Source organism: Pasteurella oralis (assembly GCF_002850605.1).
GTDB classification, from domain to species: Bacteria; Pseudomonadota; Gammaproteobacteria; order Enterobacterales; family Pasteurellaceae; genus Pasteurella; species Pasteurella oralis.
Window position 1 is genome coordinate 25844 of the sequence record NZ_NXGB01000005.1, and the last position, 25904, is coordinate 51747.

A 25904-nucleotide genomic window follows, 5' to 3' on the forward strand; every position below is an offset into this window, starting at 1 on the left:
GCTAAGGGATTAACCTTAGCTTTTTTGTTATATATTGTCAGTTTTTGCTAATTTTAGAAATTCTACGAAAAAGGTTGGGAATGTTTTTGCGGTACAACTTGGATCTAAGATAGTCACAGCAGTATTGGATAATGCCACTAAAGCAAAGCACATTGCCATGCGATGATCATTATAGGTTTCAATTTGTGCATGTTGAAATTTGGTTAATTCTAGAGGTTGAATGCGAATAAAATCTTCACCTTCTTCCACTTCTGCACCAATTTTGCGCAGCTCGGTTGCCATTGCTGTTAAGCGATCAGTTTCTTTAACACGCCAATTGTGAATATTACGAATGACTGTTTCACCTTCAGCAAAGAGCGCTGTTGTAGCAATAGTCATTGCAGCATCTGGAATATGGTTCATATCCATATCAATGCCTTTTAGTTCACCTTTTTCTACTTGAATGAAATCCTCACCCCAAGTGATTTTTGCCCCCATTTTTGCTAATACATCAGCAAATAGACGATCACCTTGAATACTATTTTGACCGACGCCAGTCACTTTGACTTTACCTTTAATTGCGGCAGCGGCGAGGAAGTAAGAGGCAGAAGAAGCATCGCCTTCCACTAAAAATGTTGTTGGTGAACGATATTGTTGATTCCCTTTAACAAAAAAACGCTGATAATGTTGATTTTCAACGTTTACACCAAAAGTTTGCATCATGTTCAATGTCATATCGATATAAGGTTTGGATACTAATTCACCAATGATTTCAATTTCCGTATCTGCCGTTGCCAGTGGCGATGCCATTAAAAGTGCGGTCAAAAATTGAGAAGAAACGGAACCATCGATCTTAATTATTCCGCCTTTTAAACCCGTATTACGAATTGCGATAGGAGGATAGCCCTCTTGCTCTAAATATTGGATATCTGCACCTGCTTGTCTTAATGCATCAACTAAATGTTGAATTGGACGTTCTTTCATGCGAGGTTCACCAGTGAGGACAATTTCATTTTTGCCTTCCGTTTCTGGGTGAGATAAACATAATGCAGCAGCGAGCGGGCGCATTGCAGTACCTGCATTACCTAAAAATAATGCTAAACCATTTTGCCATTGTAATGCACCACCTAGACCTTCGACTTCACAAACGGATTTATCTTCTGAAAGTTGATAGCTGACACCTAATTGTTTTAGTGCATTAAGCATGTGCCGTACATCATCGCTATCTAATAAATTGGTTAACGTGGTTTTGCCATGGGCAAGTGCTGCTAAGAGTAAAGCACGATTAGATAAGCTTTTTGAACCTGGTAAGTTCACTTCACCTTCAATCAAGCTAATTGGATTTAATGTAATGGATGTGGCTTGTTGCATAACTTGTTCAATTCCTTGCATTAAAAGTGCGGTTAAATTTTTAGAATTTCACTTAACGCCTGAATAAAGCGCTGATTTTCTTCTGGTAAACCTATACTGATACGTAAATGATTTGGTAATCCGTACCCACCAACTGGGCGAACAATTATTCCTTTACGCAATAAGGCTTGATAAATAGGTAAAGCAGGTTGTTGTAAATCTAGCAGGACAAAATTGCCTTTTGAAGCTACATATTTCAATCCTTTGGCAATAAAGAAATCTTCTAATAGAGTTAAACCTTGACAGTTGTTCTCTGCGACTTTAGCAATGAATGCCTCGTCATTAATGACGGCTGTGGCAGCAGCAAGCGCTAAGCTGTTACAATTAAATGGTTGGCGAACACGATTAAATAAATCGGCAATTTCTGTTGAAGAAACCGCATAACCAATACGCAAACCCGCTAAACCATAGGCTTTAGATAGCGTGCGACAGATCACAAGATTTGGGTGTTTTGCTAATAGTTGGAAAGAGTCGATTCTTTCTTCTGGTAAAGTAAATTCGGTATAAGCTTCGTCTAATACGACAATGACATGGTTTGGTACTTTGTCCAAAAATTCAGAAATTTCGACCGCACTTAAAAATGTACCCGTTGGATTATTTGGATTTGCAATATAAATCAGTTTAGTTTTAGCACTGATTGCGTTTAAAAAAGCATTTAAGTCAGTGCCATAGTCTTTTGCTGGAATTTCGATTTTTTGGGCATTAATTGCTTGTGTTACTAATGGATAGACGATAAATGCATATTGTGAAAACATGATTTCATCATGTTCGGAAGCAAAAGTATGTGCGATGAGCTCTAATAAATCGTTTGAGCCATTACCTAAAGTAATTTGCTCAGGTGTTAAGCCAAACTTTTTGGCGATGGCTTGTTTAAAATAAAAGCCATTACTATCAGGATAGCGGGTCAAATTATTGAGTTCAGCTTGTATTGCTTGTTTGGCACTTTCTGGTAAGCCAAATGGGTTTTCATTTGAGGCGAGTTTAATGATATTTGAAATGCCTAATTCACGTTCTAATTCTTCGATGGGTTTACCTGCTTGGTAAGGTTGAAGTTGTTTTACGCCTTCATTCGCGATATTGATATATTGCATATTTTCCCTTTTATTGATGGGGCAGAGCGATTGTCTGAGTCTGCCCAGAAAATTTTTTAAAAATTGACCGCACTTTAACTGTTTTCTGCAGCGAATTGCTGCATAAACGCAATCAATGCTTCAACACCTTCAATTGGCATTGCGTTATAAATTGACGCACGCATACCGCCTAACACTTTATGTCCTTTAAGTGCATGTAAACCTGCGGCAGTAGCTTGGGTGACAAATTTAGCATTTAATTCATCACTGCTTGTAGTAAAGGTGACATTCATCAGAGAACGATTTTGTTTTGCGACGGTATTATGATAGAAAGTGCTTTGATCTAAATAATCATAAAGTAATTTGGCTTTGTTTTGATTGTGCTTTTCTATCGTTTTAATACCTCCCTGTGAGAGCAAGTGTTTAAACACTAATGCACATAAATACCAAGCAAAAGTAGGAGGCGTATTGATCATGGAATCTGCATTTTTTTGTATTTCATAATTCCAAATTGTTGGCGTAGTTTTACGTGCATGACCGATTAAATCATCACGTACGATGACAATCGTAATCCCCGCAGGACCAAGATTTTTCTGTGCGCCAGCGTAAATGAGACCAAACTGACTAATATCAATTTCGCGTGAAAGAATATTGGATGACATATCTGCCACTAATACGGCATTCCCCACGTTGGGTATATCAAAAATTTCGACACCACTAATCGTTTCATTTGGGCAGTAGTGCACATAATCATATTGCGGAGCAATATCACTAAAGTCTAAATTACTCACTTTTAATTCGTCGCCTTGCTCAAGAATATTGATTTCATCAATCTCGCCAAATAAGCGTGCTTCTTTAGCTGCGGTCGCCGACCAATGACCACTAGTGAGATACAAAGCTTTACCCTTTTCTTTGAGCAGGTTCATTGGAATTGCGGCAAATTGACCACGGGCACCACCTTGTAGGAACAAGATTTGGTAGTTATCTGGTATGTTATAAAGTTGACGTAAATCATTGACGGATTGTGTTGCTAATTCCATAAACAATTTACCACGGTGGCTAACTTCCATAACAGAAGTGTGTTGGTTTTGCCAGTTTAATAGTTCTGTTTGTGCTTGTGCCAACACTGCACTTGGTATCATGGCGGGACCTGCACTAAAGTTAAACACTTTTGACATTTTCACTTCCTTAAGTAAACAAAAAAACAATTCGATATTTTTATCACCTCAGTTGGTTCTAAGCAACGGTATTTTGTTGAATTTTTGTTATTTTCAGATTTAATTTTTAAAAACCGAATGAACGCTTTGACGGGGACAAGAAAAATGGATAAATTAAGGACGGTTAATTTTTATTTATTATAAGAGAGTCGTATTATGGAAAATGTTAATAAACAGTCATTTCAAGAAGTATTAGAGTATGTGCGTATGTATCGTTTAAAAAATAAATTAGCGCGTGATCGTGAAGATAATAATCGCAAAATTCGCGATAACCAAAAACGTGTATTGTTATTAGATAACTTAAATCAATATATCCGTGATGATATGTCTATTGCTGATGTACGCGCGATTATTGAAAACATGCGTGATGATTATGAAAAACGAGTAGATGATTATATGATTAGAAATGCGGAAATCTCACAACAACGCCGAGATATTCGTGAAAAAATGAAAGAACAGAAACAAGCGCACGAAGCGTTAATGAAAAAAGAGTAATACAAAAAAGTAAAAGCGGCTTAAAAGCCGCTTTTGGTTTCATTTTAGTCTAATTGTTTTCCTTTTAATTCAGGAATCAAGAAGATAGTTGCAATCATATCAATGATGTAAATACTCGCTAAGAAAGCAATTGCTAATTGGAACGAGTAAGTCGAAACTAATGCACCAACAACAATTGGTCCAAATCCACCAACTGCTCGTCCTAAATTAAATAGTACATTTTGCGCGGTTGCACGCGCTTGGGTAGGATAAGCTTCAGACATTAATGCACCATATCCGCCCATCATGCCATTTACGAACATACCTAATATTGCGCCAGCGAATAGCATATAAGTGGGATCACTCATTTGTGAATAAGTGAAAATGCTGATGACAGCACCAAATTGGAAGAGTAAAAAGCTTGGTTTGCGTCCAATACGATCGGCAAGCTGTCCAAATAACCAAATACCAAACATCATGCCGCAAATAGTCACTGCAGTCCATAACCCTGATTTAGTTAAGCTAAAACCTAATTGTTTTGATAAGAAATTTGGCATCCAAATCATGATACCGTAGTAACCAAAGTTTTGTACTGAGGTTAAAATCACGATACCGAGACTAATTTTGGCAGTGGCTTTATCTTTTACTAACAATCTAAAGGGTTCTAGACGAGACGTTTTCTGATTTTCAAGTGCGGTCTGTTTTTGGACAAAAATCTCAGGCTCATGTAATTTCGCACGCAAATACCAAGCGACAAAAGCAGGGAAAATACCAACTAAGAACATGCCTCGCCAGCCAATATATGGCAGTAACAAAGGCGTTAATAATGCCGCGCCTAATACACCTACTTGCCAACCTAATGCAACATAGGATGAGGCTTTTGCACGGTGGCGAGCAGGCCAAGCTTCTGCTGCTAGCGCCATACCAATGCCAAATTCGCCACCAAGCCCAATGCCTGCAATTGTACGGTAAATGAGTAGATCCCAATAGCCTTGTGCGAAAGCACAAAGACCCGTGAAAAGTGCAAATAGCACGATAGTCCAAGTTAAGACACGAATACGACCATATTTATCGCTTAATGCACCAAAAATGATACCGCCAGCAACTGCACCAATTAATGTCCAAGTGACTAATGAACCGGATTGTGCGGGTGTTAAAGCAAGATCAGCTGAAATTGCTGATAACATGAAGCCGAGGATAAGAAGATCGAATCCATCCATAGCATAACCTACGGCAGATCCTAGTAAGGCTTTCCAGCCATCTTTATTGACGTTGTCATTCATTATTGATCCTTTTGCTACTCTCAGGTAGCCCTTTAAAGTTTGGAGAGAGAATTTCTTCGATTAAGAAATTGGCGCGTAGTTTACGGATTTTTTAACACTTTGCAACAATAAAAAGAATGAAAACCTTGTTTTGACTCAATGAGATAGATTTGTTAGTAAAATGTTAAAAATTTTGATTAATTTTTTAAATAGGCAAATGAAGCATTTTATCTTCATGAATTTTGAAGTGATACTCCATATTTTTGTTTAAAAATGTGACGATTGTTGTCTTTTTTTCTTAGTTATAGCTTGGAATTGTGATCTAAGTCACATCATTGTATTGACCTTTACTCTATAATCCGCGATTCAAATAACTCTATTTGATTTTTAATTTTATAAAGGAGTCAAACAATGACTATTGCTATTATTATAGCGACTCATGGTGTTGCGGCAGAGCAGTTACTGAAAACCACAGAAATGTTAATCGGAGAGCAAGAAAATGTTGCGACTATCGATTTTGTTCCTGGGGAAAATGCTGAAACGATTATGACTAAATACCAAGAGAAGCTGGCGACTACTTTATCACATTGTGATCAAGTGTTGTTTTTAGTGGATACTTGGGGAGGCAGCCCATTTAATGCGGCTAATCGTGTAGCAGAAGGTCAGGATAATATGGATATTGTGACTGGTGTCAACATTCCTATGCTAGTTGAAACTTTCATGGCACGTGATGATGAACCAAGTTTACAAGAGCTTGTTGCGATTGCTCTTGAAACTGGACGTACTGGTGTTCGTGCACTGCGTTATCAGGAAGAGGAAGACGCACCTGCTCAAGAAACTGTATCAGCTGCTAAACCTGTTGAGCCTGCTGTAGTAACAGCGAATGGTGTTGGTCATTTAGAAATTGGCTTAGCGCGTATTGATGATCGCCTGATCCATGGTCAAGTTGCGACGCGTTGGACAAAAGAAAGTAAAGTGACACGAATTGTTGTAGTGAATGATGATGTAGCAAAAGATAGTGTTCGTTCCACTATGTTGAAAAGTGTTGTACCACCAGGTGTAACAGCACATGTTGTGAATGTAGAAAAAATGATTCGTGTATATAACAACCCTGAATATGCTGGTGAACGTATGATGTTGTTGTTTACTAATCCAACGGATGTTGTGCGTTTAGCAGAAGCTGGTGTTGAGTTTAAATCAATTAATATTGGTGGTATGGCATATAAAGATGGCAAGAAAATGATTACCAGCGCAGTTGCTGTTGATGATAAAGATATTGAGGCGTTCAAGGTACTTGATGCTAAAAATATTGAGCTGGATGTTCGTAAAGTATCAAATGATAGCCGTCAGTATATGATGGATTTACTGAAGAAAAATAACCTTATTTAAATAAAGATGTTCATGAAAGGAAATTAGAATGGAAATTTCAACTTTACAAATCATATTGGTTTTCCTCGTTGCCTGTATGTCCGGTATGGGCTCAATTCTTGATGAGTGGCAAACGCACCGTCCATTAATTGCTTGCACATTAATTGGGTTAGTGCTTGGTGATATTAAAACTGGCATCATTGTTGGTGGTACACTTGAATTATTAGCATTGGGCTGGATGAACATTGGTGCCGCTCTTGCACCAGATGCAGCGTTAGCTTCTGTTGTGTCAACGATTCTTGTTATTGTTGGTGGACAAGACATCTCAACGGGGATTGCTATTGCGATTCCATTGGCTGCGGCTGGTCAAGTATTAACTTATGTGGTACGTGCGATTACAGTTGGTTTTCAACATGCGGCAGATAATGTAGTGGAAACAGGTGATTTAAATAAATTAGATTGGATTCATCGTTCAGCATTGTTATTACAAGCAATGCGTATTGCGATTCCTGCCTTAATCGTTGCGATGACTGCGGGTACAGATACTGTACAAGCTATGCTAAATGCGATTCCACCTGTTGTGACAACAGGTCTAAAAATTGCAGGTGGCTTTATTGCTGTTGTAGGTTATGCGATGGTCATTAATATGATGCGTGCTGGTCACTTAATGCCTTTCTTCTATGCTGGTTTTGTTATTGCCGCTTTCACTGAGTTTAACTTAGTTGCTTTAGGGGTATTAGGTGCGATCATGGCAGTACTTTATATCCAACTTCACCCAAAATACAATCAAAGTAAACAAGTGGTGCAAGTGGTAAGTAATGGTAACAATGAGCTTGATAACAGATTAGATTAATAGGAATTACAACAATGACAACTGAAATGAAAAAAGTAACGCAAAGCGATTTAAACGCAGTAGTACGTCGTTCTAATCTTTTCCAAGGGTCTTGGAACTTTGAACGTATGCAAGCACTTGGATTTGCTTATTCTATGGTACCTGTTATTAAGCGTTTATATCCAGATCCAGATTCACCAGAACGTAAAGATGCTGTAAAACGTCATTTAGAATTCTTTAATACTCAGCCATTTGTTGCAGCACCTGTATTAGGTGTAACAATCGCTATGGAAGAAGAGCGAGCTAATGGTAAGCCAATTGATGATGCGGCGATTAACGGGATTAAAGTAGGTCTTATGGGACCTTTAGCAGGTGTAGGTGATCCAATTTATTGGGGAACTGCTCGTCCAGTATTTGCAGCATTAGGCGCGGGTTTAGCTGTAAATGGTAACATTTTAGGACCAATTTTATTCTTTGTGCTTTTCAACCTCGTTCGTTTAGCAACACGTTATTTTGGTGTAACTTATGGTTATAAGAAAGGACTTGATGTTGTTGGTGATATGAGCGGTGGTTTACTGCAAAAGTTAACGGAAGGTGCGTCAATTCTTGGTTTGTTTATTATGGGGGCGTTAGTCCAAAAATGGACGAGTATTAATGTGCCATTTGTAGTTGCAGAAATTCAGATGCAAGATGGTACAATGCGTGTCGAAACCGTACAAACTATTCTGGATAGCTTAATGCCTGGTTTATTACCATTATTATTAACTTTTGCTTGCATGTGGTTACTTCGTAATCGTGTCAATGCACTGTGGATTATCATTGGCTTCTTTGCAATCGGTATCTTTGGTGCTTGGACTGGTATTTTAGCCTAGTCTGTTTGTACTATTATTTTGTTAGAGTGCGCTTTTAAGAGGGATGAACGCAGGGTCATCCCTTTTATTTGTACAAAATTTACTTTAGTGAGTAAGTTTGTTACTATTTTTGGGCGATGATTACTTCCTTATTGATTATGATTAATACATTACTTCTTACTGGTATTCTTTTGTTCTTTTTTTATGCACTTTATGATCAATTTGGTATGGATCGCTATAAAGGTAAGACATTATTAAAAGTGCGTTTGCAAAAGCAAGCCAAAAAAGATGCTGTTATTTTTATTGTTTTGATTATTTTGATTGTTTATCAAGCAAAAACAAGTCTATCTGCGTTGAGTTTATATTTACTTGCCACCTTAATTATCCTTACTGTTTATGCTGCTTTTATGCGCTCACCTGTATTGATGCTAAAAGAGAACGGCTTTTTCTTCGGTAATATTTACTTTTTATATCAGAACATTCATCAAATAAATTTAGCAGAAGACAATATTTTAGTTATTGATATGAAAAGTGGTAAGCGTTTATTAGTGCGTTTGTTAACAGAATTTGATCGTGAACAAGTCATACAATTTTTTGGTGGTTATAAGAATAGGGAGTAAAAATGGGGATTTATCAGTTAACGGGTAATGTACAACATTATGCTTGGGGTGGGAAAAGCTATATTCCACAGTTACTTAATTTAGCTCCAAATCCTAAACAACATTATGCAGAGTGGTGGCTTGGTGCGCATGTCTCTTCTCCTTCATTAATTGAAGTTACAGGTCAGAAACAATCATTGATTACATTTTTAGCACAAAAACCGACCGCACTTGGTCAGCAGAGTATTACCAAGTTTGGTCAAGAGTTACCATATTTATTAAAAATTCTTGATGTAGCTAAACCGCTTTCTATCCAATTACATCCTACGAAGCAACAGGCTGAACTGGGGTTTGCGCAAGAAAATACAAATGGCGTGGATTTAGCTGATCCGAAACGAACTTATAAAGATAATAATCATAAGCCTGAAATGATGATTGCGTTATCGGATTTTTGGTTGCTGCATGGTTTTAAGGCAAAAACAAAAATTTTAAAAACATTAAAAGCGCGTCCTTCATTACATGTACTTGCGACAAAGCTTGAACAGCAGGATTTACATGATTTTTATGCCGATATTATGCAAGCAGATCAAATCCAATTGGTACAATGGTTATTACCTATTATTGAGGAGAATAAAGCCAAATATCAGGCAAATAAACTTGAACTTAATAATCCAGATTATTGGTTATTGTATACTATGGAAGCCATGGACATTCCATTAGAAAAATTAGATGCTGGTTTAGTGTGCTTCTATTTATTTAATATTGTGCATTTAAGAAAAGGAGAAGGGATTTTTCAAGATGCGGGTATTCCTCATGCATATCTACGTGGGCAAAATATTGAATTAATGGCATGTTCAGATAATGTTATTCGTGGTGGTTTAACGCCAAAGCATGTGGATATTCCTGCGCTGTTAGCAATCATTGATTGCCGTGAAGTGGAGCCTAATATTATTCCAATTGCACCAGAGCAAGCGCGAGTATTTACTTACTCAACGCCAGCACAAGATTTTGCTTTGACAAATGTTCGTTATGTGCAAGGCGAAATTCATCAATGTCAGGCGCGAAGCGCTGAAATTTTGTTTGTCATGCAAGGAGAATTGAAAATTTCGCAAAAATCGACCGCACTTAATGTGAAGAAGGGTGAGTCAGTATTCATTGAAAGTGATAGTGAATATCACATTGAAGGGATAGATGAAGGCTATTGTGTGATTGCTAAGCTACCTTAATCAATTAGTCATAAAAGGGCTAACATCTGATAGGGACAACGATGTTAGCCTTTTATTTTGCCTAGTGCAATTTGAGTATTAATATCTTTGAGCGACGCTGATAATTGTAATGTTGGCGTTTTTTGAGTGGCAAATCTTCGAGCTGAGCAAGTTGAAAACCACGTTCTTGAAACCAATGTACAGTTCGTGTAGTGAGTACGAAAAGTTTTTCAATCCCCAGTTGCTTTGCTCGTTTTTGAATTGCTGCAAATAAAATATCACCACGAGATGAATTACGGTAATCAGGGTGAACAGCAACACATGCCATTTCTGCCATTTTCTCTGTTGGGTAACTATTTAAGGCTGCACAGGCAATCACAACGCCGTCGCGATCAATGATAGTGTAATTATCAATTTCCATTTCTAATTGCTCACGTGAACGTTTTACTAAAATGCCTTGTTGTTCGAGTGGGCGGATGAGTTCAAGTAAAGCGGGAATATCTGCTACTGTTGCACAACGAATCGTTTCTGAAAGCTCAATAGAAAGTTGTGTACCAACACCATCACGAGTAAATAATTCTTGTAATAACGCCCCGTCTTCTTCATAGCTGATTAAATGAGCACGTTTAACACCGTTGCGACATACTTCAATTGCCGCTTGTAAGAATCTGGCTTGTGAACTGTGATATTGGTTTTGGGTAATTAATTGGTTGAGATGGTTTTCTGCTTCTTGTGGCAAGAGATCGCTAATCCGTTGTTTTTCGGGATCTAAGATACCTTGTTCAACAGTAAAACCAATGAGTTTCTCTGCTTTTAATTTTATTGCAACTTGTGTCGCGATATCTTCAAAAGGCAGATTAAAGCTTTCGCCTGTGACAGAGGGCGCGATTGGACCAATTAAGACAATTGCATCTCGCTCTAATTGTTGTTGGATACTTTCAATATTCACACGACGAATCTTGCCACTGAGTTGATAGTCAATGCCATCATCAACGCCAATTGGTTGCGCTAAAATAAAATTACCAGTGACAACATCAATTAATGGTGAGTGAGGTAAGCGTAATGATAATCGTGAATTAATATCATAGTTTAGTTTCCCTACAGCCTGTTTAACCAATTCTAAGCAAGCTAAATCAGTCACTCGAATATTTTTGTGATAAAGCGATTCGATTTGGTGTTGCTGTAGCAGTTGATTAATTTGATAGCGAGCACCGAATACGAGAACTAGTTTAATACCTAAGCTATGTAATAAGCTGATATCGTTAATAATATTGACAAAATTGGGACAAGCAATTGTATCGCCATCAAGCATGATAACAAAGGTTTTCCCTCTATGCATATTGACATAAGGTGTAGATTGTCTAAACCAATGAACTAATTCTGTGCTACGCATGTTGTATCTCTTTTAATAATTATTCATTTAAATTGAATTTATATTCATTTGTATAAATGTGCAAGTAGAAATTGATACACATAAAAAATGCGATGAATTTTCATCGCATTTTATGTCGCTACAGTTTAGGTAATCACATTAAATTGTGCTTTCATTAACGCTTCAAAATCGGTACAGCCACCAATTGGTTTTTCATCAATAAAAATTTGTGGCACAGTTTCTACTGGTTTACCAACGGATTTAGATAAATCCGCTTTGGTAATACCTTCAGCTACGATATCAACGTAGCGATAATCAAAGTCAGTCATCGTTTCTTTTAATTTTTCTGCTAAATTTTTAGCACGTACGCAATATGGACAGCCTGAGCGACCAAAGATAACAACAAACATATTATTTCCTCTTTTGAGTTGAAAACAAACAATTTAGTTTCGTTTAAATCGGACTATTCTACCTTATGCAAAGAAAAAGAATAAACTATTTTTCAGCATAAGCTTGATGAGTATAATATAACAATTTGTTATGTGGCTTTTTCTTGCTATTGAATGGTTATGAAATTATTAATGTTATGCCGTGAGCCTCGCCTCTATAGCTGCCAGCGTTTAAAAGAAGCTGCCGAGAGTAGTGGGCATCAAATGGATATTTTTGATCCAAATCGTTGTTTATTGAAATTAACAGAAAATCGACCGCACTTTGAATTGTATTATCAAACAAATATGGAGGTCGAACCTGTACTATTACCGCAATATGATGCTGTTATTCCTCGTTTTGGTACATTAAGTACTAAAATGGGATGTGCAGTATTACGCCATTTTGCAGCAAAGAAGGTACCCTGTTTGAATTCGGCACAGGCATTTTTGAAAGCAAGAGATAAATGGTTAAGTTTGCAAATTTTAGCTGAAAGTGGCATTCATGTTCCGACATCATTGTTATCAGGTTCCGAATTTCACGCAAGTTGTGCGATAGCACAAATTGCGTCGCCAACAATTTTAAAGACGCTATCTGGTGCACAGGGCATTGGCGTAATTTTAGCGGAGAAAAAACAAAGTGCGGTGAGTATTTTAGAAACATTAAAGCAAGCAGATGTGCCCGTTCTCACCCAAGAATTTATTGAAGAAGCGAATGGTAGTGATGTGCGTTGTTTTGTGATTGGTGAACGTGTTGTGGCTTGTATGCAACGAATTGGACAGAATGGCGAATTTCGTGCTAATTTTCATCGTGGTGGCTTAGCTGAAAAAATAACTTTATCTGAACAAGAAAGGGCGATTGCAGTACAAGCAACACAAGCATTAGGCTTGGAAGTGGCGGGTGTTGATTTAATTCGTTCAAAACGTGGTCCATTAGTATTGGAAGTGAATGCGAGTCCCGGTTTAGAAATGATCGAGAAAACGAGTGGTATTGATATTGCGTTGCAGATGATAGTTTATCTTGAAAAGAAATGCAAAGTAGCGCAAAGTGCGGTATAAAATTCAATGATTTTAATATGTAGGAGCCATAAATGATTATTTATTTACATGGGTTTGATTCAAGTAGCCCGGGCAATTATGAAAAAGTAATGCAATTAAAGTTTGTTGACGATGATGTACGTTTTATTAATTATAGTACTTTACACCCACGTCATGATATGCAGTTTTTATTAAAAGAAGTACATAAATTAATTGCTGAAAGTAAAGATCCGGTGCCTTTAATTTGTGGTGTAGGTTTAGGCGGTTATTGGTCTGAACGGATAGGTTTTTTATGTGACATTAAGCAGGCTATTTTTAATCCTAATTTATTCCCTTATGAGAACATGCAGGGCAAGATAGATCGCCCAGAAGAATATGAAGATATTGCAACGAAATGTGTTGAAAACTTTCGGGAAAAAAATCGGGGTAATTGTTTAGTCTTTTTATCAAAAGAAGATGGTATTCTTGATTCACAGCGTAGTGCTGATGTGTTATCACCATTCTATGAAATTGTATGGGACGAAGTAGAAACCCATAAATTTAAGAAAATTTCTCATCACTTACAAAAGATCAAAGCATTTAAGCAAAGTTAATTAAACTATATACATACTGAATTCAAATAAAAGGACGAAAATTTTTGTCCTTTTATTGTTGACTAAAAACTACCTGCTATAAAGGTGAATTTCTGCTACCCATTAACATCCCTTTCTTTTGAATGTACTTATTGCTTTTAGACTTTGTTTTTAAAATGTAAATAGACAATTTTTTAGTAGTTAGGTTTTTTCTTCAACGTCTGATTCACAGTATGATAAATGGTTTCTTAATTTATAGACATAATTTTTAGATACATAACTTACACTCTTTTGGGAAATGTCAACGCTCCTTTTTGAAAGTCAATTTTACTTGCTTGCGGTAAGACTCTGTTTAACTCGTATCACAAATCAGCAAATCATATATTCCAGCTTTTTCTGAACAGCATATAGACATTAGAATATTTGAACATTATTGACCGCTCTTTTATTGTCATTGTGATTTGAGTCAATTAAGATTCGTTTGGTCGTTTTTGATACAATTTCTACTTATTCTTTAAAATGAAGGTTATAATATAAAAATAGTTTTCATTTGCTTTTATTACATGCAAATAGATATATTTTGACTTTTTTTTGACGGTTTGAAAGGAATAGATCTTGGGAAGAAAACAGCTACCTAAAAAGTATTCTTTTTTGCGTTTTGTGAGAGAAATCACTATCTTTCTCTAAAAAAATCTAATAATATTTATAAAATTTGTTAAAAATTTGTGAAGTGCTTTTGTTTAAGCAAATCTTGCACAAATTGTATTCAATTTTATCAATTTAGTTATTAATTCATCGTTTAATCTTAATTAAGATTGAGCTTACTTTTAACTTAACAAAATAAGGAAAAGACTATGTCAGATATGTTAAAGAATGACGTAGATCCAGTCGAAACTAATGATTGGTTGTTAGCTATTGATGCGGTCATTCGCGAAGAGGGTGTTGAAAGAGCACAGTTCATTATTGAACAATTAATGCAACATGCTCGTGCAAACAATGTTTCTTTACCAACAGGTATCACTACTGACTATATTAACACCATTCCAGCTTCTGAAGAACCTAATTATCCAGGCAACCTAGATTTAGAAAGACGTATTCGCGGTGCTATTCGTTGGAATGCAATTATGATGGTATTGCGTGCTTCGAAAAAAGATTTGGAGTTAGGTGGACATATGTCTTCTTTCCAATCCTCAGCAACTATTTATGAAGTTTGTTTTAACCACTTCTTTAAAGCGCGTTCTGCGAAAAACGGAGGCGATTTAGTTTTCTTCCAAGGTCATATTTCTCCGGGCATTTACGCACGTGCATTCTTAGAAGGTCGTTTAACTGAAGAACAAATGGATAACTTCCGCCAAGAAGTACACGGTAAAGGTCTTTCTTCTTATCCTCATCCTAAATTAATGCCTGAGTTCTGGCAATTCCCAACAGTGTCAATGGGGCTTGGACCATTGAATGCAATCTATCAAGCTCGCTTCTTAAAATATTTACATAACCGTGGCTTAAAAGATACTGCAGATCAAACAGTTTATGCGTTCTTAGGTGATGGTGAGATGGACGAAGTTGAATCACGTGGTGCAATTTCAGTTGCTGCGCGTGAAAAATTAGATAACTTGGTGTTCGTCATTAACTGTAACTTACAGCGCTTAGATGGACCTGTCACAGGAAATGGTAAAATCATTCAAGAATTAGAAGGTTTATTTAACGGTGCGGGCTGGGAAGTAATTAAGGTTATCTGGGGTCGCCGTTGGGATCGCTTATTACAACGTGATACTTCAGGTAAATTATTGCAATTAATGATGGAAGTTGTTGATGGTGATTACCAAACAATGAAATCAAAAGATGGTGCTTATGTCCGTAAACACTTCTTCGGTCGTTACCCAGAAACAGAAGCATTAGTGGCAGAAATGACAGATGATGAAATTTGGGCATTAAATCGTGGTGGACATGATCCATTAAAGATCTTTGCTGCATTTAATAAAGCAAAACAAGTGAAAGGTAAGCCAGTTGTATTACTTGTGAAAACGATCAAAGGCTATGGTATGGGTGATGCTGCAGAAGGTAAAAATATTGCTCACCAAGTGAAAAAAATGGATATGTCAGGTGTAAGACATGTTCGTGATCGTTTTAACATTGATATTGCAGATGCTGAGGTTGAAAACTTACCTTATATCAAGTTTGCAGAGGGTTCAGAGGAATATAAATATCTTCATGAGCGTCGCCAAGCGTTACAAGGTTATTTACCAACTCGCTTACCGCGTTTTACGGAACAATTAGAAGTGCCAGAATTAGAAGAATTTGCACAATTGTTTGAAGCGCAAGCGCGTCCTATTTCAACTACTATGGCATTTGTGCGTTCGTTGAACGTATTATTGAAAAACAAATCTGTAGGACAACGTATTGTACCTATTCTAGCAGATGAAGCGCGTACTTTTGGTATGGAAGGTTTATTCCGTCAAATTGGTATCTACAACCCATATGGTCAGAATTATACCCCACAAGATCGTGAGCAAGTTTCTTATTATCGTGAAGCAATTGATGGTCAAGTATTACAGGAAGGGATTAATGAGCAAGGAGCAACGGCATCTTGGTTGGCTGCAGCAACGTCTTATTCTACCAATGATTTCCCAATGATACCATTCTATGTGTACTACTCTATGTTTGGTTTCCAACGTATTGGTGACTTAATGTGGGCTGCGGGTGACCAACAAGCACGTGGTTTCATGATCGGTGGTACATCGGGTCGTACAACATTAAACGGTGAAGGTTTACAACACGAAGATGGTCACAGCCATATTCAATCGTTAACAATTCCTAACTGTATCTCTTATGATCCAGCGTTTGCTTTTGAAGTTGCTGTAATTATGCAAGATGGTGTACGTCGTATGTATGGTCCAGAGCAAGAAAACATTTATTATTACATTACGACTTTAAATGAAACTTACGATCAGCCAGCAATGCCAAAAGGGGCGGAAGAAGGTATTCGTAAAGGTATCTATAAATTTGAAACTGTAACGGGTCAAGGTAAAGGTAAAGTTCAATTATTAGGTTCTGGTGCGATTTTACGTCATGTTCGTGAAGCAGCACAATTATTGGCAAATGACTTTGGTGTGACTTCTGATGTGTATAGTGTGCCATCATTCACAGAAGTTGCGCGTGAAGGTGCTGATGTTGATCGTTGGAATTTATTACACCCAGAAGCGCAAGCACGAGTGCCATATATTGCTCAAGTGATGAATGATGCGCCAGCAGTTGCAGCAACAGATTATATGAAATTGTTTGCAGAACAAGTACGTGCATATGTACCAGCTGCAAGCTATCGTGTATTAGGCACAGATGGTTTCGGTCGTTCAGATAGCCGTGAAAACTTACGTGAGCATTTTGAAGTTGATGCGCGTTATGTTGCTATTGCGGCATTAACTGAGCTTGCGAAACAGGGCACTATCGATAAGAACGTGGTTGCAGAAGCAATTCAAAAATACGGTATTGATACAGATAAAGTGAATCCACTTTACGCCTAATTTACGATTAACATTCCTGCTCCCTGAAAATGAAAAAAGGGAGCGTTTTATGGAATGATTGGAGGATAAAAGAACATGTCAAAACAAATTCAAGTACCAGATATTGGTGGTGATGAAGTTACTGTTACTGAGGTCATGGTGAAAGCAGGCGATACGGTTGCAGTAGATCAAAGCGTAATTAATGTAGAAGGTGATAAAGCTTCAATGGAAGTGCCTTCCCCAGAAGCTGGTGTCATTAAAGAAGTTTTAGTCAAAGTTGGTGATAAGGTCTCTACAGGCTCACCGATGTTTGTATTAGAAGCTGGCGATGCGAAACCTACAGAAGCGCCAAAAGTAGAAGCTGTATCTGTTGCATCAGTGGCAAATGCTATGGTAGAAGTTCATGTACCAGATATTGGTGGTGATGAAGTTAACGTAACTGACATTATGGTTAAAGTTGGTGATAAGGTTGAAGTTGAGCAATCTATCATCAATGTGGAAGGTGATAAAGCTTCAATGGAAGTCCCGGCACCAATTGCGGGTGTAGTAAAAGAAATTTTAATTAAAGTTGGTGATAAAGTTTCAACCGGTTCATTAATTATGAAATTTGAAACAGGTTCAGCTCCCGCTAGTGAATCTGCGCCAGTGCAAGCTGCCGCCTCGACCGCACCAGCACAAAGTGCGGTGAAAGATGTGAATGTGCCTGATATTGGTGGTGATGAAGTGAATGTGACTGAAATCATGGTCAAAGTGGGCGATACTGTCACTGAAGAACAATCATTGATCACTGTGGAAGGTGATAAAGCCTCAATGGAGGTACCTGCACCATTTGCAGGCGTAGTAAAAGAAATTTTAGTGAAGTCAGGTGATAAAGTATCTACTGGTTCATTAATTATGCGCTTTGAAGTAGTAGGTGCGGTATCTGAGTCTGTTGCAGCGTCTGTGCAACCTGCACCTGCGCCTCAAGCTGCACCAGCACAAGCGAGTGCACCTGTTGTAAGTGCACCAGCAGGTGATGCTGAAGTGACAGGTAGTTCAGTTTTCGCGTATGCAACACCAGTGGTTCGTCGTTTAGCACGTGAATTTGGAGTTAACTTAGATAAAGTTAAAGGTACTGGTCGTAAAGGACGTATCTTAAAAGAAGATGTTCAAGCATATGTTAAAGCGGCTATTAAAGCTGTTGAATCAGGCTCAGTGCCAGCCGCACCAGCAAGTGGTGCTGCAAATGGAGCAGGCTTAGGTTTATTGCCATGGCCGAAAGTTGATTTCAGTAAGTTTGGTGAAATTGAAGAAGTTGAGTTAACTCGTATCAATAAAATCTCAGGTGCAAACTTACATCGTAACTGGGTAATGATCCCACATGTTACTCATTTCGATCGTGCTGATATCACAGATTTAGAGCAATTCCGTAAAGAACAAAACGTACTTGCAGAGAAACAAAAACTTGGTGTGAAAATCACTCCAGTGGTATTCATTATGAAAGCCGCTGCGAAAGCTTTAGAAGCTTATCCTCGTTTCAATAGTTCTATTTCAGAAGATGGTCAGCGTTTAACCTTGAAAAAATATGTCAATATTGGGGTTGCTGTGGATACACCAAACGGCTTGGTCGTGCCTGTATTCAAAGATGTTAATAAAAAAGGCATTATTGAGCTTTCTCGTGAATTAATGGAAGTGTCGAAAAAAGCGCGTGAAGGTAAATTGACTGCAGCAGATATGCAAGGTGGCTGTTTTACTATTTCTAGCTTGGGTGGTCTTGGTACAACTCATTTCGCCCCAATTGTAAATGCACCAGAAGTGGCTATTTTGGGTGTGTCTAAATCTGAAATGGCGCCAGTTTGGAATGGTAAAGAGTTTACCCCGCGTCTTATGTTGCCATTATCATTATCTTTCGATCACCGTGTTATTGATGGTGCAGATGGTGCACGTTTTATTAGTTATATTAATGGCGTATTATCTGATCTTCGTCGTTTAGTGATGTAATTGCTTTATCCGTTCAGCATTATGTTGAACGGATAAGTATTTATTAGCCAAATGTGATGATAAAGTGCGGTCAAAAATCGTGAAATTTTAAACAAGTTCATCACATCGTTTAACGAGGTTAAAATGAATAAAGAAATTAAAACTCAGGTTGTGGTATTAGGTGCGGGACCAGCGGGTTATTCAGCAGCATTCCGTTGTGCAGATTTAGGTTTAGAAACTGTTATCGTCGAGCGTTATTCAACCTTAGGTGGTGTGTGTTTAAACGTAGGTTGTATCCCATCAAAAGCATTGTTACACGTTGCTAAAGTTATTGAAGAAGCAAAAGCATTAGCAGAACATGGAATCGTGTTTGGTGAACCAAGTACCGATGTGAATAAAATCCGTGGTTGGAAGGAAAAAGTCATTAATCAACTTACTGGCGGTTTAGCGGGTATGGCTAAACAACGTAAAGTACAAGTTGTAAATGGCTATGGTAAATTCTCTGGTCCAAATACAATTATTGTTGCTGGTGAAGAAGGTGAAACTACTATTAAATTTGATAATGCGATTATTGCAGCAGGTTCACGTCCAATTCAATTACCGTTTATTCCACATGAAGATCCGCGTATTTGGGACTCCACAGATGCACTTAAATTAAAAGAAGTGCCTGAAAACCTATTAATTATGGGGGGAGGGATTATTGGTCTTGAAATGGGGACAGTTTACCACGCATTAGGTTCAAAAATTGATGTAGTAGAAATGTTTGACCAAGTTATTCCAGCAGCGGATAAAGATATGGTTCAAATTTATACTAAACGTGTTTCTAAAAAATTCAATTTATTATTAGAAACGAAAGTGACAGCGGTTGAAGCGAAAGAAGATGGTATTTATGTATCAATGGAAGGCAAAGCAGCAAACGAGACATGTCGTTATGATGCTGTATTAGTCGCGATTGGTCGTGTACCGAATGGTAAATTAATTGATGCCGGTGTAGCTGGTGTTGAAGTGGATGATCGTGGTTTCATTCGCACAGATAAACAAATGCGTACGAATGTACCGCACATTTTTGCGATTGGTGATATTGTCGGTCAACCAATGCTCGCGCATAAAGGCGTACATGAAGGGCATGTTGCAGCGGAAGTGATTGCAGGTATGAAACATTACTTCGATCCAAAAGTGATTCCTTCAATTGCCTATACTGAACCTGAAGTAGCTTGGGTTGGTAAAACAGAGAAAGAATGTAAAGCAGAAGGTATTAACTACGAAGTGGCGAAGTTCCCTTGGGCTGCTTCTGGTCGTGCAATTGCGTCTGATTGTGCAGACGGTATGACTAAATTAATCTTCGATAAAGATACTCATCGCGTCATCGGTGGTGCTATTGTGGGGACGAATGGCGGCGAATTGTTAGGTGAAATTGGCCTTGCAATCGAAATGGGTTGTGATGCAGAAGATTTAGCGCTAACGATCCATGCTCACCCAACTTTACATGAGTCTGTTGGTTTAGCAGCAGAAGTGTTTGAAGGTTCAATTACTGACTTACCGAATCCAAAAGCGAAGAAAAAATAATTTGTTATTGGATTACAAAGAGTAACTTTTTACCGCACTTATCTAAAGTGCGGTATTTTTTTATATGCTATATAGCAAAGCACAATCTATTTTGTATGGTGAGTCTGGTGTTTTTTAAAGCCGAGTAAAGTGCGGTTAAAATTTTTAACATATTGACCGCACTTTATTGAATTTAGCCCCTAGGCGGCAAAACGCATTTTACTTCGAGGTTTAATTTGGTGAATGGTGTTAGTGACAGTCCCTACAATAGGTAAAGATAACCAATTTTCTGTTTTAATATTAGCTTGTTTTGAATCAAGGGAAAGAAAAACAAATTCAGCATGTTGATGAGCGATAAATTCATAAATGTGAAATTGATTTTCTACTTCTAATACGACTAAATCACCTAATGATAAACTTTCATTTTTCTCTACTACGAGCATGTCATCTACTTCTATTCCCCAAGCTAACATATTTGGATTTGTCACACGGATAAAACAAGTTTGCTGTGGGCGTTTTACGCAGTAAAGATTCAAATCAAGTTTCTTGCTAAAGTTAAAACGTGAATGCTGGATATCATCATAAAGTGGCATAGGACGATAGGACAAGGCGTTATCATTTTGTGCCACAGTATTATTTGCGTAATTCATCATATACCTCTTTAAATTAAACTGGTTATTTATACAGGTGAAATATACTGTTGTTATATACAGGTTGTCAAGAGGGTATTTTGTGTTTATTGAAAAAAATTTACACTTTTTCTGTATGTAATCTAATCAAGTTGCTGTTTTTTAATCCTTTAGTAGAATAAGTTTCATCTAAAAAATTGACCTAAAAATGAGATTTTTTCTAATCAGAATTAGGCTATTTTTAATAGAGGATTGGTAATTTATCAAAAATATAAGAATTGATATTTTCTTTAATTAAAAAGTAGGCTATCTTTAGTCATTGTTAGGGGGATCAAATATTTGATCTAAATATTAATAACAAGTGTATGAGCACGTGCGTGATTTAATTATGAATACATCTCGTTTATTTAGTTTGTTTTTCCAAGGTAATTTGGTTAAACGCATTTTTATTGGTCTTATCTTAGGTCTTATCGTGGCATTAATCACACCTACATTACAAGGTGTATTAGGTTTTAACTTAGCAGAAAAAGTCGGTGTGTTAGGGACAATTTTTGTTCGTTCATTACGCGCAGTTGCCCCGATTTTGATTTTTGTGCTTGTTATGGCTGCGATTGCAAATAAAAAAATTGGGACTAAAAGTAATATGAAATCTATTGTGATTTTATATCTTTTAGGGACTTTCTTAGCGGCGTTAACTGCAGTAATAGCTGGTTTCTTATTCCCAAGTGAAGTGGCTTTAGCAACAAAAGAAGACATGACATCTGCTCCACAAGGTGTTGGACAAGTATTACTCACTTTAGTGTTTAACGTTGTAGATAATCCTTTAAATGCGTTATTTAAAGCAAATTTCGTTGGTGTATTAGCATGGTCTATTGGTTTAGGTCTAGCGTTGCGCCATGCTTCTGAAACAACTAAAGTCATGATTTCAGATTTAGCTGAAGCAGTATCAAAAATTGTGTATGTGATTATTGCATTTGCACCAATTGGGGTATTTGGTTTAGTGAGCGAAACCTTGGCTGATAAGGGGTTAGCTGCACTAGGTGGGTATGTCCATTTATTAGTAGTTTTAGTTGGTTCAATGCTATTTGTTGCTTTTGTGGTCAATCCAATTTTAGTGTATTGGAAAATTCGTCGTAATCCATACCCATTAGTTTGGACTTGTGTGCGTGAAAGTGGGGTGACAGCGTTCTTTACGCGTAGCTCGGCTGCGAATATTCCAGTGAATATTAATTTGGCAAAACGTTTAAATTTAGATGAAGAAACTTATTCTGTTTCTATTCCATTAGGTGCAACCATTAATATGGCAGGTGCGGCGATTACAGTAACAATTTTAACTTTAGCTGCAGTACATACGTTAGGTATCGAGGTATCATTCTTCAGTGCATTATTATTAAGTGTCGTTGCCAGTGTGTGTGCTTGTGGTGCTTCTGGTGTTGCTGGTGGTTCATTATTGTTAATTCCACTAGCTTGTAGTTTATTTGGTATTTCTGATGATGTGGCAGCACAGATGATTGGTGTCGGTTTTATTATTGGTATTTTACAAGATTCAACAGAGACTGCGCTAAACTCATCGACGGATGTCTTGTTTACTGCGGCAGCTTGTATTGCTGAAGAAAATAACCAAGCATAATGTAATAGTGATGTATAAAAAGCGGATGTTATATCCGCTTTTTTTATAATCAACCTAAAAATAGGTCAATGGTCATGAGTCAATTACAGCTTGAGCACGCAACTTTTAAATTAATACAACATCAACGTTTAAATATTGCCAATTTTGTTTTAAAACAAGGCGAATTTTGGGTAGTAGTTGGTAGTAATGGGAGTGGGAAAAGTGCATTTTCTTTGGCATTGCAAAATAAATTAGTGTTAGATTGTGGTGAATATCAAAACCATTTTCAGCGTATTGCTGTGCTTTCTTTTGAAAAGCAGCAAGATATTGTTGAGGCCACGTTTAAGGATCGTAATAGTGATACAGTAAGTCCAGATGATTTTGGTAAAACGGCGCAAGACATTATTTTAAATGGTTTGAATAAATATGCCCTTTGCCAACAATATGCAGAAGTATTGAATATTACTGCATTATTAACATGTCCATTTATTCAGCTTTCAACGGGGGAAAGCCGAAAAGTGTTATTGTGCCAAGCTTTGGTTAGTGAACCTGATTTATTGATTTTAGATGAACCTTTTGAGGGATTAGATAAAAAGTCAGTACAAGATTGGTTAGCATTATTAAGCCAATTGCAAAATAATATGGCGTTAATGTTAATTGTAAACCGTTTTGCTGACATTCCAGATAGGGTGAGCCATATTGCACTATTAGATCGTTGCGAATTGATTTTACAAGGGACAAAACAACAAATTGAGCAACACTTAGTGTATCAACAGCTTTGCCAAGCAGAAACATCACTTAATGTTCCTTTGCCAGAAGTAGTTGGCGAGCCTATGACATTAGCAGCAGGGATTAATCCTTTTGAACTAAAACATGTGAATATTCAATATGCGGATAAGAAGATTTTACATGATTTAAGTTGGACAGTCGCACCGCAGCAACATTGGTGGATAAAAGGACCTAATGGTGCAGGCAAATCGACATTATTATCTATTTTAACTGGTGATCACCCACAAGCTTATGTCAATCATGTTGTGCTTTTCGGTAAACAACGTGGTAGCGGTGAAACTATTTGGCAGATTAAACAGAAGATTGGTTATGTCAGCAGTCAATTACATATGGACTACCGCGTTAACTGTAGCGTGCTGGATGTGATTATTTCGGGTTTTTTTGATAGTATTGGCGTCTATCAACAGGTACCTGAAATGTTAAAACTAAAAGCAATGCAATGGTTGCAACGTTTACATTTGGCGAATGTGGCGAAAAAACCATTTCGTTCACTTTCTTGGGGACAGCAGCGCCTCCTCTTAATTACAAGAGCGATGGTAAAACATCCACCTATTTTAATTTTAGATGAGCCTTTTCAAGGGCTTGATGGTTTGAATAGAAAGTTAGTTAAGCACTTTATTGAGCAATTAGTGAATAATAGTCAAACGCAGTTACTTTTTGTTTCTCATCAAGATCAGGATGCGCCAAATTGTATTACTCATATATTTGAATTTGTTGCAGAATCTGGACAATATTCTTATATACAAAGTGCGGTCTAATTTGCTAGACTTTTGTGTGAATTTAATTCATTTAGGAGAATAAGAATGAGCTTTATTAACGGTTTACCCATTGCAACAATTTTCTTTATTGTATTAGTTGTTGTTGTTTTATATTCCACATTGAAAACGGTTCCGCAAGGTTATCATTGGACAATTGAACGTTTTGGTCGTTATACCCATACGTTAACACCAGGTCTAAATTTTGTGGTCCCTTTTATTGATCGTGTTGGTCGTCGAATTAACATGATGGAGCAAGTATTAGACATTCCTTCACAAGAAGTCATTTCAAAAGATAATGCAAACGTTTCAATTGATGCTGTGTGCTTCGTACAAGTTATTGATGCGCGTAATGCAGCTTATGAAGTGAATCATTTAGAGCAGGCGATTATCAATTTAACTATGACAAATATTCGTACGGTATTAGGTTCAATGGAGTTAGATGAAATGTTGTCGCAACGTGATTCAATCAACAGTCGTTTATTGTCTATTGTTGATGAAGCCACTAACCCATGGGGGATTAAAGTTACTCGTATTGAAATCCGTGATGTACGCCCGCCACAAGAATTGATTGCGGCAATGAACGCGCAGATGAAAGCTGAACGTAATAAACGTGCAGATATTTTAGAAGCAGAAGGGGTGCGTCAAGCAGAAATTTTACGTGCAGAAGGTGATAAACAAGCACGTATTTTGAAAGCAGAAGGTGAACGTCAAGAAGCATTTTTGCAAGCAGAAGCGCGTGAGCGTGCGGCAGAAGCGGAAGCTCGTGCAACACAAATGGTGTCTGAAGCGATCGCAAGTGGTGATACCAAAGCAATTAATTACTTTATTGCCCAAAAATATACTGAAGCTTTAAAAGAAATTGGCGGTTCAGAAAACAGTAAAGTGGTGTTAATGCCATTAGAAGCGGGTAACTTGATTGGTTCAATCGCAGGTATCGCAGAATTATTGAAAAACGATAAACAAGCGTAATTAAAGTCAGAAAGTGAGGTTGATTATGGAATGGTTTTCCACTTGGAATGTTTGGCACTGGCTTATTTTAGGTTTTGTGCTACTTATTGCAGAAATTGTCATTCCTGGCGTGTTTTTGCTTTGGTGGGGACTTGCAGCATTAGTAACTGCGGGGATTATGGCGTTAATTCCAAGTTTATCTTTAACTGTACTGGTAATTAGCTATGCCATTTTAGCATTGATTTTTAGTGTGGTTTGGTGGAAATATCAACACAGTAAGGATAAAAGTGATCAATCTCATTCTTCATTAAATCAGCGTGATCACGCGATGCTTGGTGCAAAAGGTACTGTCAAAGAAATGGCTCGTAATGGTATTGGACGTGGACATTTTGGTGATACGACTTGGCGAATTCAAGGCAATCAATTGCAAGTAGGTGATTTAGTCGAAGTGATTGGTGTGGAAGGTATTACCTTATTAGTCAACAAAGTAAATTAA

The 25904-nt window shown here is 37.4% G+C and carries 22 protein-coding genes; 15 read left to right on the top strand and 7 right to left on the bottom strand.

The features are described from left to right. Nucleotides 1–27: 27 nt before the first annotated feature. From aroA to serC, 3 genes are all read right to left on the bottom strand, one after another. Nucleotides 28–1350, bottom strand: coding sequence for a 3-phosphoshikimate 1-carboxyvinyltransferase (aroA, locus tag C0975_RS07415; RefSeq protein ID WP_101775763.1), 1323 nt, complete (start codon nt 1348–1350; stop codon nt 28–30). 32 nt (nt 1351–1382) lie between these two features. After that, nucleotides 1383–2480, bottom strand: a complete 1098-nt coding sequence (gene hisC / locus C0975_RS07420; RefSeq protein ID WP_101775764.1) for a histidinol-phosphate transaminase — start codon at nt 2478–2480, stop codon at nt 1383–1385. Between the two features lie 74 nt (nt 2481–2554). Continuing rightward, entirely contained in the window at nt 2555–3637 is a 1083-nt protein-coding gene (serC, locus tag C0975_RS07425) for a 3-phosphoserine/phosphohydroxythreonine transaminase (RefSeq protein ID WP_101775765.1), read from the bottom strand. A gap of 195 nt (nt 3638–3832) precedes the next feature. Here serC and C0975_RS07430 point away from each other — a divergent pair, with 195 nt between their 5' ends. Then, nucleotides 3833–4171, top strand: a complete 339-nt coding sequence (locus C0975_RS07430; RefSeq protein WP_101775766.1) for a DUF496 family protein — start codon at nt 3833–3835, stop codon at nt 4169–4171. A 44-nt stretch (nt 4172–4215) separates the two neighbouring features. Here the strand turns inward: C0975_RS07430 and C0975_RS07435 are convergent, their stop codons facing one another. Continuing rightward, nucleotides 4216–5433: an MFS transporter gene (locus C0975_RS07435; RefSeq protein WP_101775767.1), complete on the bottom strand. Its 1218-nt coding sequence runs from the start codon at nt 5431–5433 to the stop codon at nt 4216–4218. Nucleotides 5434–5823: 390 nt separating this feature from the next. Here C0975_RS07435 and manX point away from each other — a divergent pair, with 390 nt between their 5' ends. The 5 genes from manX (at nt 5824) to manA (ending at nt 10288) form a co-directional block, all read left to right on the top strand. After that, complete coding sequence (manX, locus tag C0975_RS07440) at nt 5824–6801, top strand: PTS mannose transporter subunit IIAB (protein ID WP_101775768.1); 978 nt, start codon at nt 5824–5826, stop codon at nt 6799–6801. Between the two features lie 28 nt (nt 6802–6829). Continuing rightward, entirely contained in the window at nt 6830–7633 is an 804-nt protein-coding gene (locus tag C0975_RS07445) for a PTS mannose/fructose/sorbose transporter subunit IIC (RefSeq protein ID WP_101775769.1), read from the top strand. Nucleotides 7634–7647: 14 nt separating this feature from the next. Further along, entirely contained in the window at nt 7648–8484 is an 837-nt protein-coding gene (locus C0975_RS07450) for a PTS mannose transporter subunit IID (protein WP_101775770.1), read from the top strand. A 137-nt stretch (nt 8485–8621) separates the two neighbouring features. Beyond that, nucleotides 8622–9083, top strand: coding sequence for a DUF986 family protein (locus tag C0975_RS07455; protein ID WP_101775891.1), 462 nt, complete (start codon nt 8622–8624; stop codon nt 9081–9083). A 2-nt stretch (nt 9084–9085) separates the two neighbouring features. Further along, a complete protein-coding gene (manA, locus tag C0975_RS07460) occupies nt 9086–10288 on the top strand; it encodes a mannose-6-phosphate isomerase, class I (RefSeq protein WP_101775771.1) in 1203 nt (400 codons plus the stop codon). Nucleotides 10289–10349: 61 nt separating this feature from the next. On the opposite strand, the gene argA is transcribed toward manA, so the two are convergent. Both argA and C0975_RS07470 read right to left on the bottom strand, forming a co-directional pair. Further along, a complete protein-coding gene (argA, locus tag C0975_RS07465; RefSeq protein WP_101775772.1) occupies nt 10350–11660 on the bottom strand; it encodes an amino-acid N-acetyltransferase in 1311 nt (436 codons plus the stop codon). Nucleotides 11661–11785: 125 nt separating this feature from the next. Then, the gene (locus C0975_RS07470) at nt 11786–12049 is read right to left on the bottom strand and encodes a GrxA family glutaredoxin (protein WP_101775773.1); all 264 of its coding nucleotides are present in this window, start codon (nt 12047–12049) and stop codon (nt 11786–11788) included. A gap of 159 nt (nt 12050–12208) precedes the next feature. Here C0975_RS07470 and C0975_RS07475 point away from each other — a divergent pair, with 159 nt between their 5' ends. The 5 genes from C0975_RS07475 (at nt 12209) to lpdA (ending at nt 20696) form a co-directional block, all read left to right on the top strand. Beyond that, nucleotides 12209–13123 carry an ATP-grasp domain-containing protein gene (locus C0975_RS07475; RefSeq protein ID WP_101775774.1) on the top strand — a complete coding sequence of 305 codons (915 nt, stop codon included), beginning with the start codon at nt 12209–12211 and terminating at the stop codon, nt 13121–13123. A 32-nt stretch (nt 13124–13155) separates the two neighbouring features. Next, nucleotides 13156–13695, top strand: coding sequence for an alpha/beta hydrolase YcfP (gene ycfP / locus C0975_RS07480; RefSeq protein ID WP_101775775.1), 540 nt, complete (start codon nt 13156–13158; stop codon nt 13693–13695). 833 nt (nt 13696–14528) lie between these two features. After that, nucleotides 14529–17192 carry a pyruvate dehydrogenase (acetyl-transferring), homodimeric type gene (gene aceE / locus C0975_RS07485; protein WP_101775776.1) on the top strand — a complete coding sequence of 888 codons (2664 nt, stop codon included), beginning with the start codon at nt 14529–14531 and terminating at the stop codon, nt 17190–17192. A gap of 75 nt (nt 17193–17267) precedes the next feature. Beyond that, the gene (aceF, locus tag C0975_RS07490; protein ID WP_101775777.1) at nt 17268–19151 is read left to right on the top strand and encodes a pyruvate dehydrogenase complex dihydrolipoyllysine-residue acetyltransferase; all 1884 of its coding nucleotides are present in this window, start codon (nt 17268–17270) and stop codon (nt 19149–19151) included. Nucleotides 19152–19274: 123 nt separating this feature from the next. Continuing rightward, nucleotides 19275–20696, top strand: a complete 1422-nt coding sequence (gene lpdA / locus C0975_RS07495; protein ID WP_101775778.1) for a dihydrolipoyl dehydrogenase — start codon at nt 19275–19277, stop codon at nt 20694–20696. A 179-nt stretch (nt 20697–20875) separates the two neighbouring features. Here the strand turns inward: lpdA and C0975_RS07500 are convergent, their stop codons facing one another. Continuing rightward, nucleotides 20876–21325 carry a LexA family protein gene (locus tag C0975_RS07500; RefSeq protein ID WP_101775779.1) on the bottom strand — a complete coding sequence of 150 codons (450 nt, stop codon included), beginning with the start codon at nt 21323–21325 and terminating at the stop codon, nt 20876–20878. Nucleotides 21326–21692: 367 nt separating this feature from the next. On the opposite strand from C0975_RS07500, the gene sstT reads away from it, so the two are divergent. From sstT to C0975_RS07520, 4 genes are all read left to right on the top strand, one after another. Beyond that, nucleotides 21693–22934: a serine/threonine transporter SstT gene (gene sstT / locus C0975_RS07505; protein ID WP_101775892.1), complete on the top strand. Its 1242-nt coding sequence runs from the start codon at nt 21693–21695 to the stop codon at nt 22932–22934. Nucleotides 22935–23008: 74 nt separating this feature from the next. After that, a complete protein-coding gene (gene modF / locus C0975_RS07510) occupies nt 23009–24460 on the top strand; it encodes a molybdate ABC transporter ATP-binding protein ModF (RefSeq protein WP_101775780.1) in 1452 nt (483 codons plus the stop codon). Between the two features lie 45 nt (nt 24461–24505). Beyond that, nucleotides 24506–25429, top strand: coding sequence for an SPFH domain-containing protein (locus C0975_RS07515; RefSeq protein ID WP_101775781.1), 924 nt, complete (start codon nt 24506–24508; stop codon nt 25427–25429). Between the two features lie 25 nt (nt 25430–25454). Next, nucleotides 25455–25904 (top strand): NfeD family protein, encoded by a 450-nt coding sequence (locus tag C0975_RS07520; protein WP_101775782.1) that lies wholly within the window; start codon nt 25455–25457, stop codon nt 25902–25904.

Bases quoted from the DNA above. Each gene is read 5' to 3' on its own strand.
- aroA (WP_101775763.1), bottom strand. From the start codon at position 1,350: ATGCAACAAGCCACATCCATTACATTAAATCCAATTAGCTTGATTGAA.
- hisC (WP_101775764.1), bottom strand. From the start codon at position 2,480: ATGCAATATATCAATATCGCGAATGAAGGCGTAAAACAACTTCAACCT.
- serC (WP_101775765.1), bottom strand. From the start codon at position 3,637: ATGTCAAAAGTGTTTAACTTTAGTGCAGGTCCCGCCATGATACCAAGT.
- C0975_RS07430 (WP_101775766.1), top strand. From the start codon at position 3,833: ATGGAAAATGTTAATAAACAGTCATTTCAAGAAGTATTAGAGTATGTG.
- C0975_RS07435 (WP_101775767.1), bottom strand. From the start codon at position 5,433: ATGAATGACAACGTCAATAAAGATGGCTGGAAAGCCTTACTAGGATCT.
- manX (WP_101775768.1), top strand. From the start codon at position 5,824: ATGACTATTGCTATTATTATAGCGACTCATGGTGTTGCGGCAGAGCAG.
- C0975_RS07445 (WP_101775769.1), top strand. From the start codon at position 6,830: ATGGAAATTTCAACTTTACAAATCATATTGGTTTTCCTCGTTGCCTGT.
- C0975_RS07450 (WP_101775770.1), top strand. From the start codon at position 7,648: ATGACAACTGAAATGAAAAAAGTAACGCAAAGCGATTTAAACGCAGTA.
- C0975_RS07455 (WP_101775891.1), top strand. From the start codon at position 8,622: ATGATTAATACATTACTTCTTACTGGTATTCTTTTGTTCTTTTTTTAT.
- manA (WP_101775771.1), top strand. From the start codon at position 9,086: ATGGGGATTTATCAGTTAACGGGTAATGTACAACATTATGCTTGGGGT.
- argA (WP_101775772.1), bottom strand. From the start codon at position 11,660: ATGCGTAGCACAGAATTAGTTCATTGGTTTAGACAATCTACACCTTAT.
- C0975_RS07470 (WP_101775773.1), bottom strand. From the start codon at position 12,049: ATGTTTGTTGTTATCTTTGGTCGCTCAGGCTGTCCATATTGCGTACGT.
- C0975_RS07475 (WP_101775774.1), top strand. From the start codon at position 12,209: ATGAAATTATTAATGTTATGCCGTGAGCCTCGCCTCTATAGCTGCCAG.
- ycfP (WP_101775775.1), top strand. From the start codon at position 13,156: ATGATTATTTATTTACATGGGTTTGATTCAAGTAGCCCGGGCAATTAT.
- aceE (WP_101775776.1), top strand. From the start codon at position 14,529: ATGTCAGATATGTTAAAGAATGACGTAGATCCAGTCGAAACTAATGAT.
- aceF (WP_101775777.1), top strand. From the start codon at position 17,268: ATGTCAAAACAAATTCAAGTACCAGATATTGGTGGTGATGAAGTTACT.
- lpdA (WP_101775778.1), top strand. From the start codon at position 19,275: ATGAATAAAGAAATTAAAACTCAGGTTGTGGTATTAGGTGCGGGACCA.
- C0975_RS07500 (WP_101775779.1), bottom strand. From the start codon at position 21,325: ATGAATTACGCAAATAATACTGTGGCACAAAATGATAACGCCTTGTCC.
- sstT (WP_101775892.1), top strand. From the start codon at position 21,693: ATGAATACATCTCGTTTATTTAGTTTGTTTTTCCAAGGTAATTTGGTT.
- modF (WP_101775780.1), top strand. From the start codon at position 23,009: ATGAGTCAATTACAGCTTGAGCACGCAACTTTTAAATTAATACAACAT.
- C0975_RS07515 (WP_101775781.1), top strand. From the start codon at position 24,506: ATGAGCTTTATTAACGGTTTACCCATTGCAACAATTTTCTTTATTGTA.
- C0975_RS07520 (WP_101775782.1), top strand. From the start codon at position 25,455: ATGGAATGGTTTTCCACTTGGAATGTTTGGCACTGGCTTATTTTAGGT.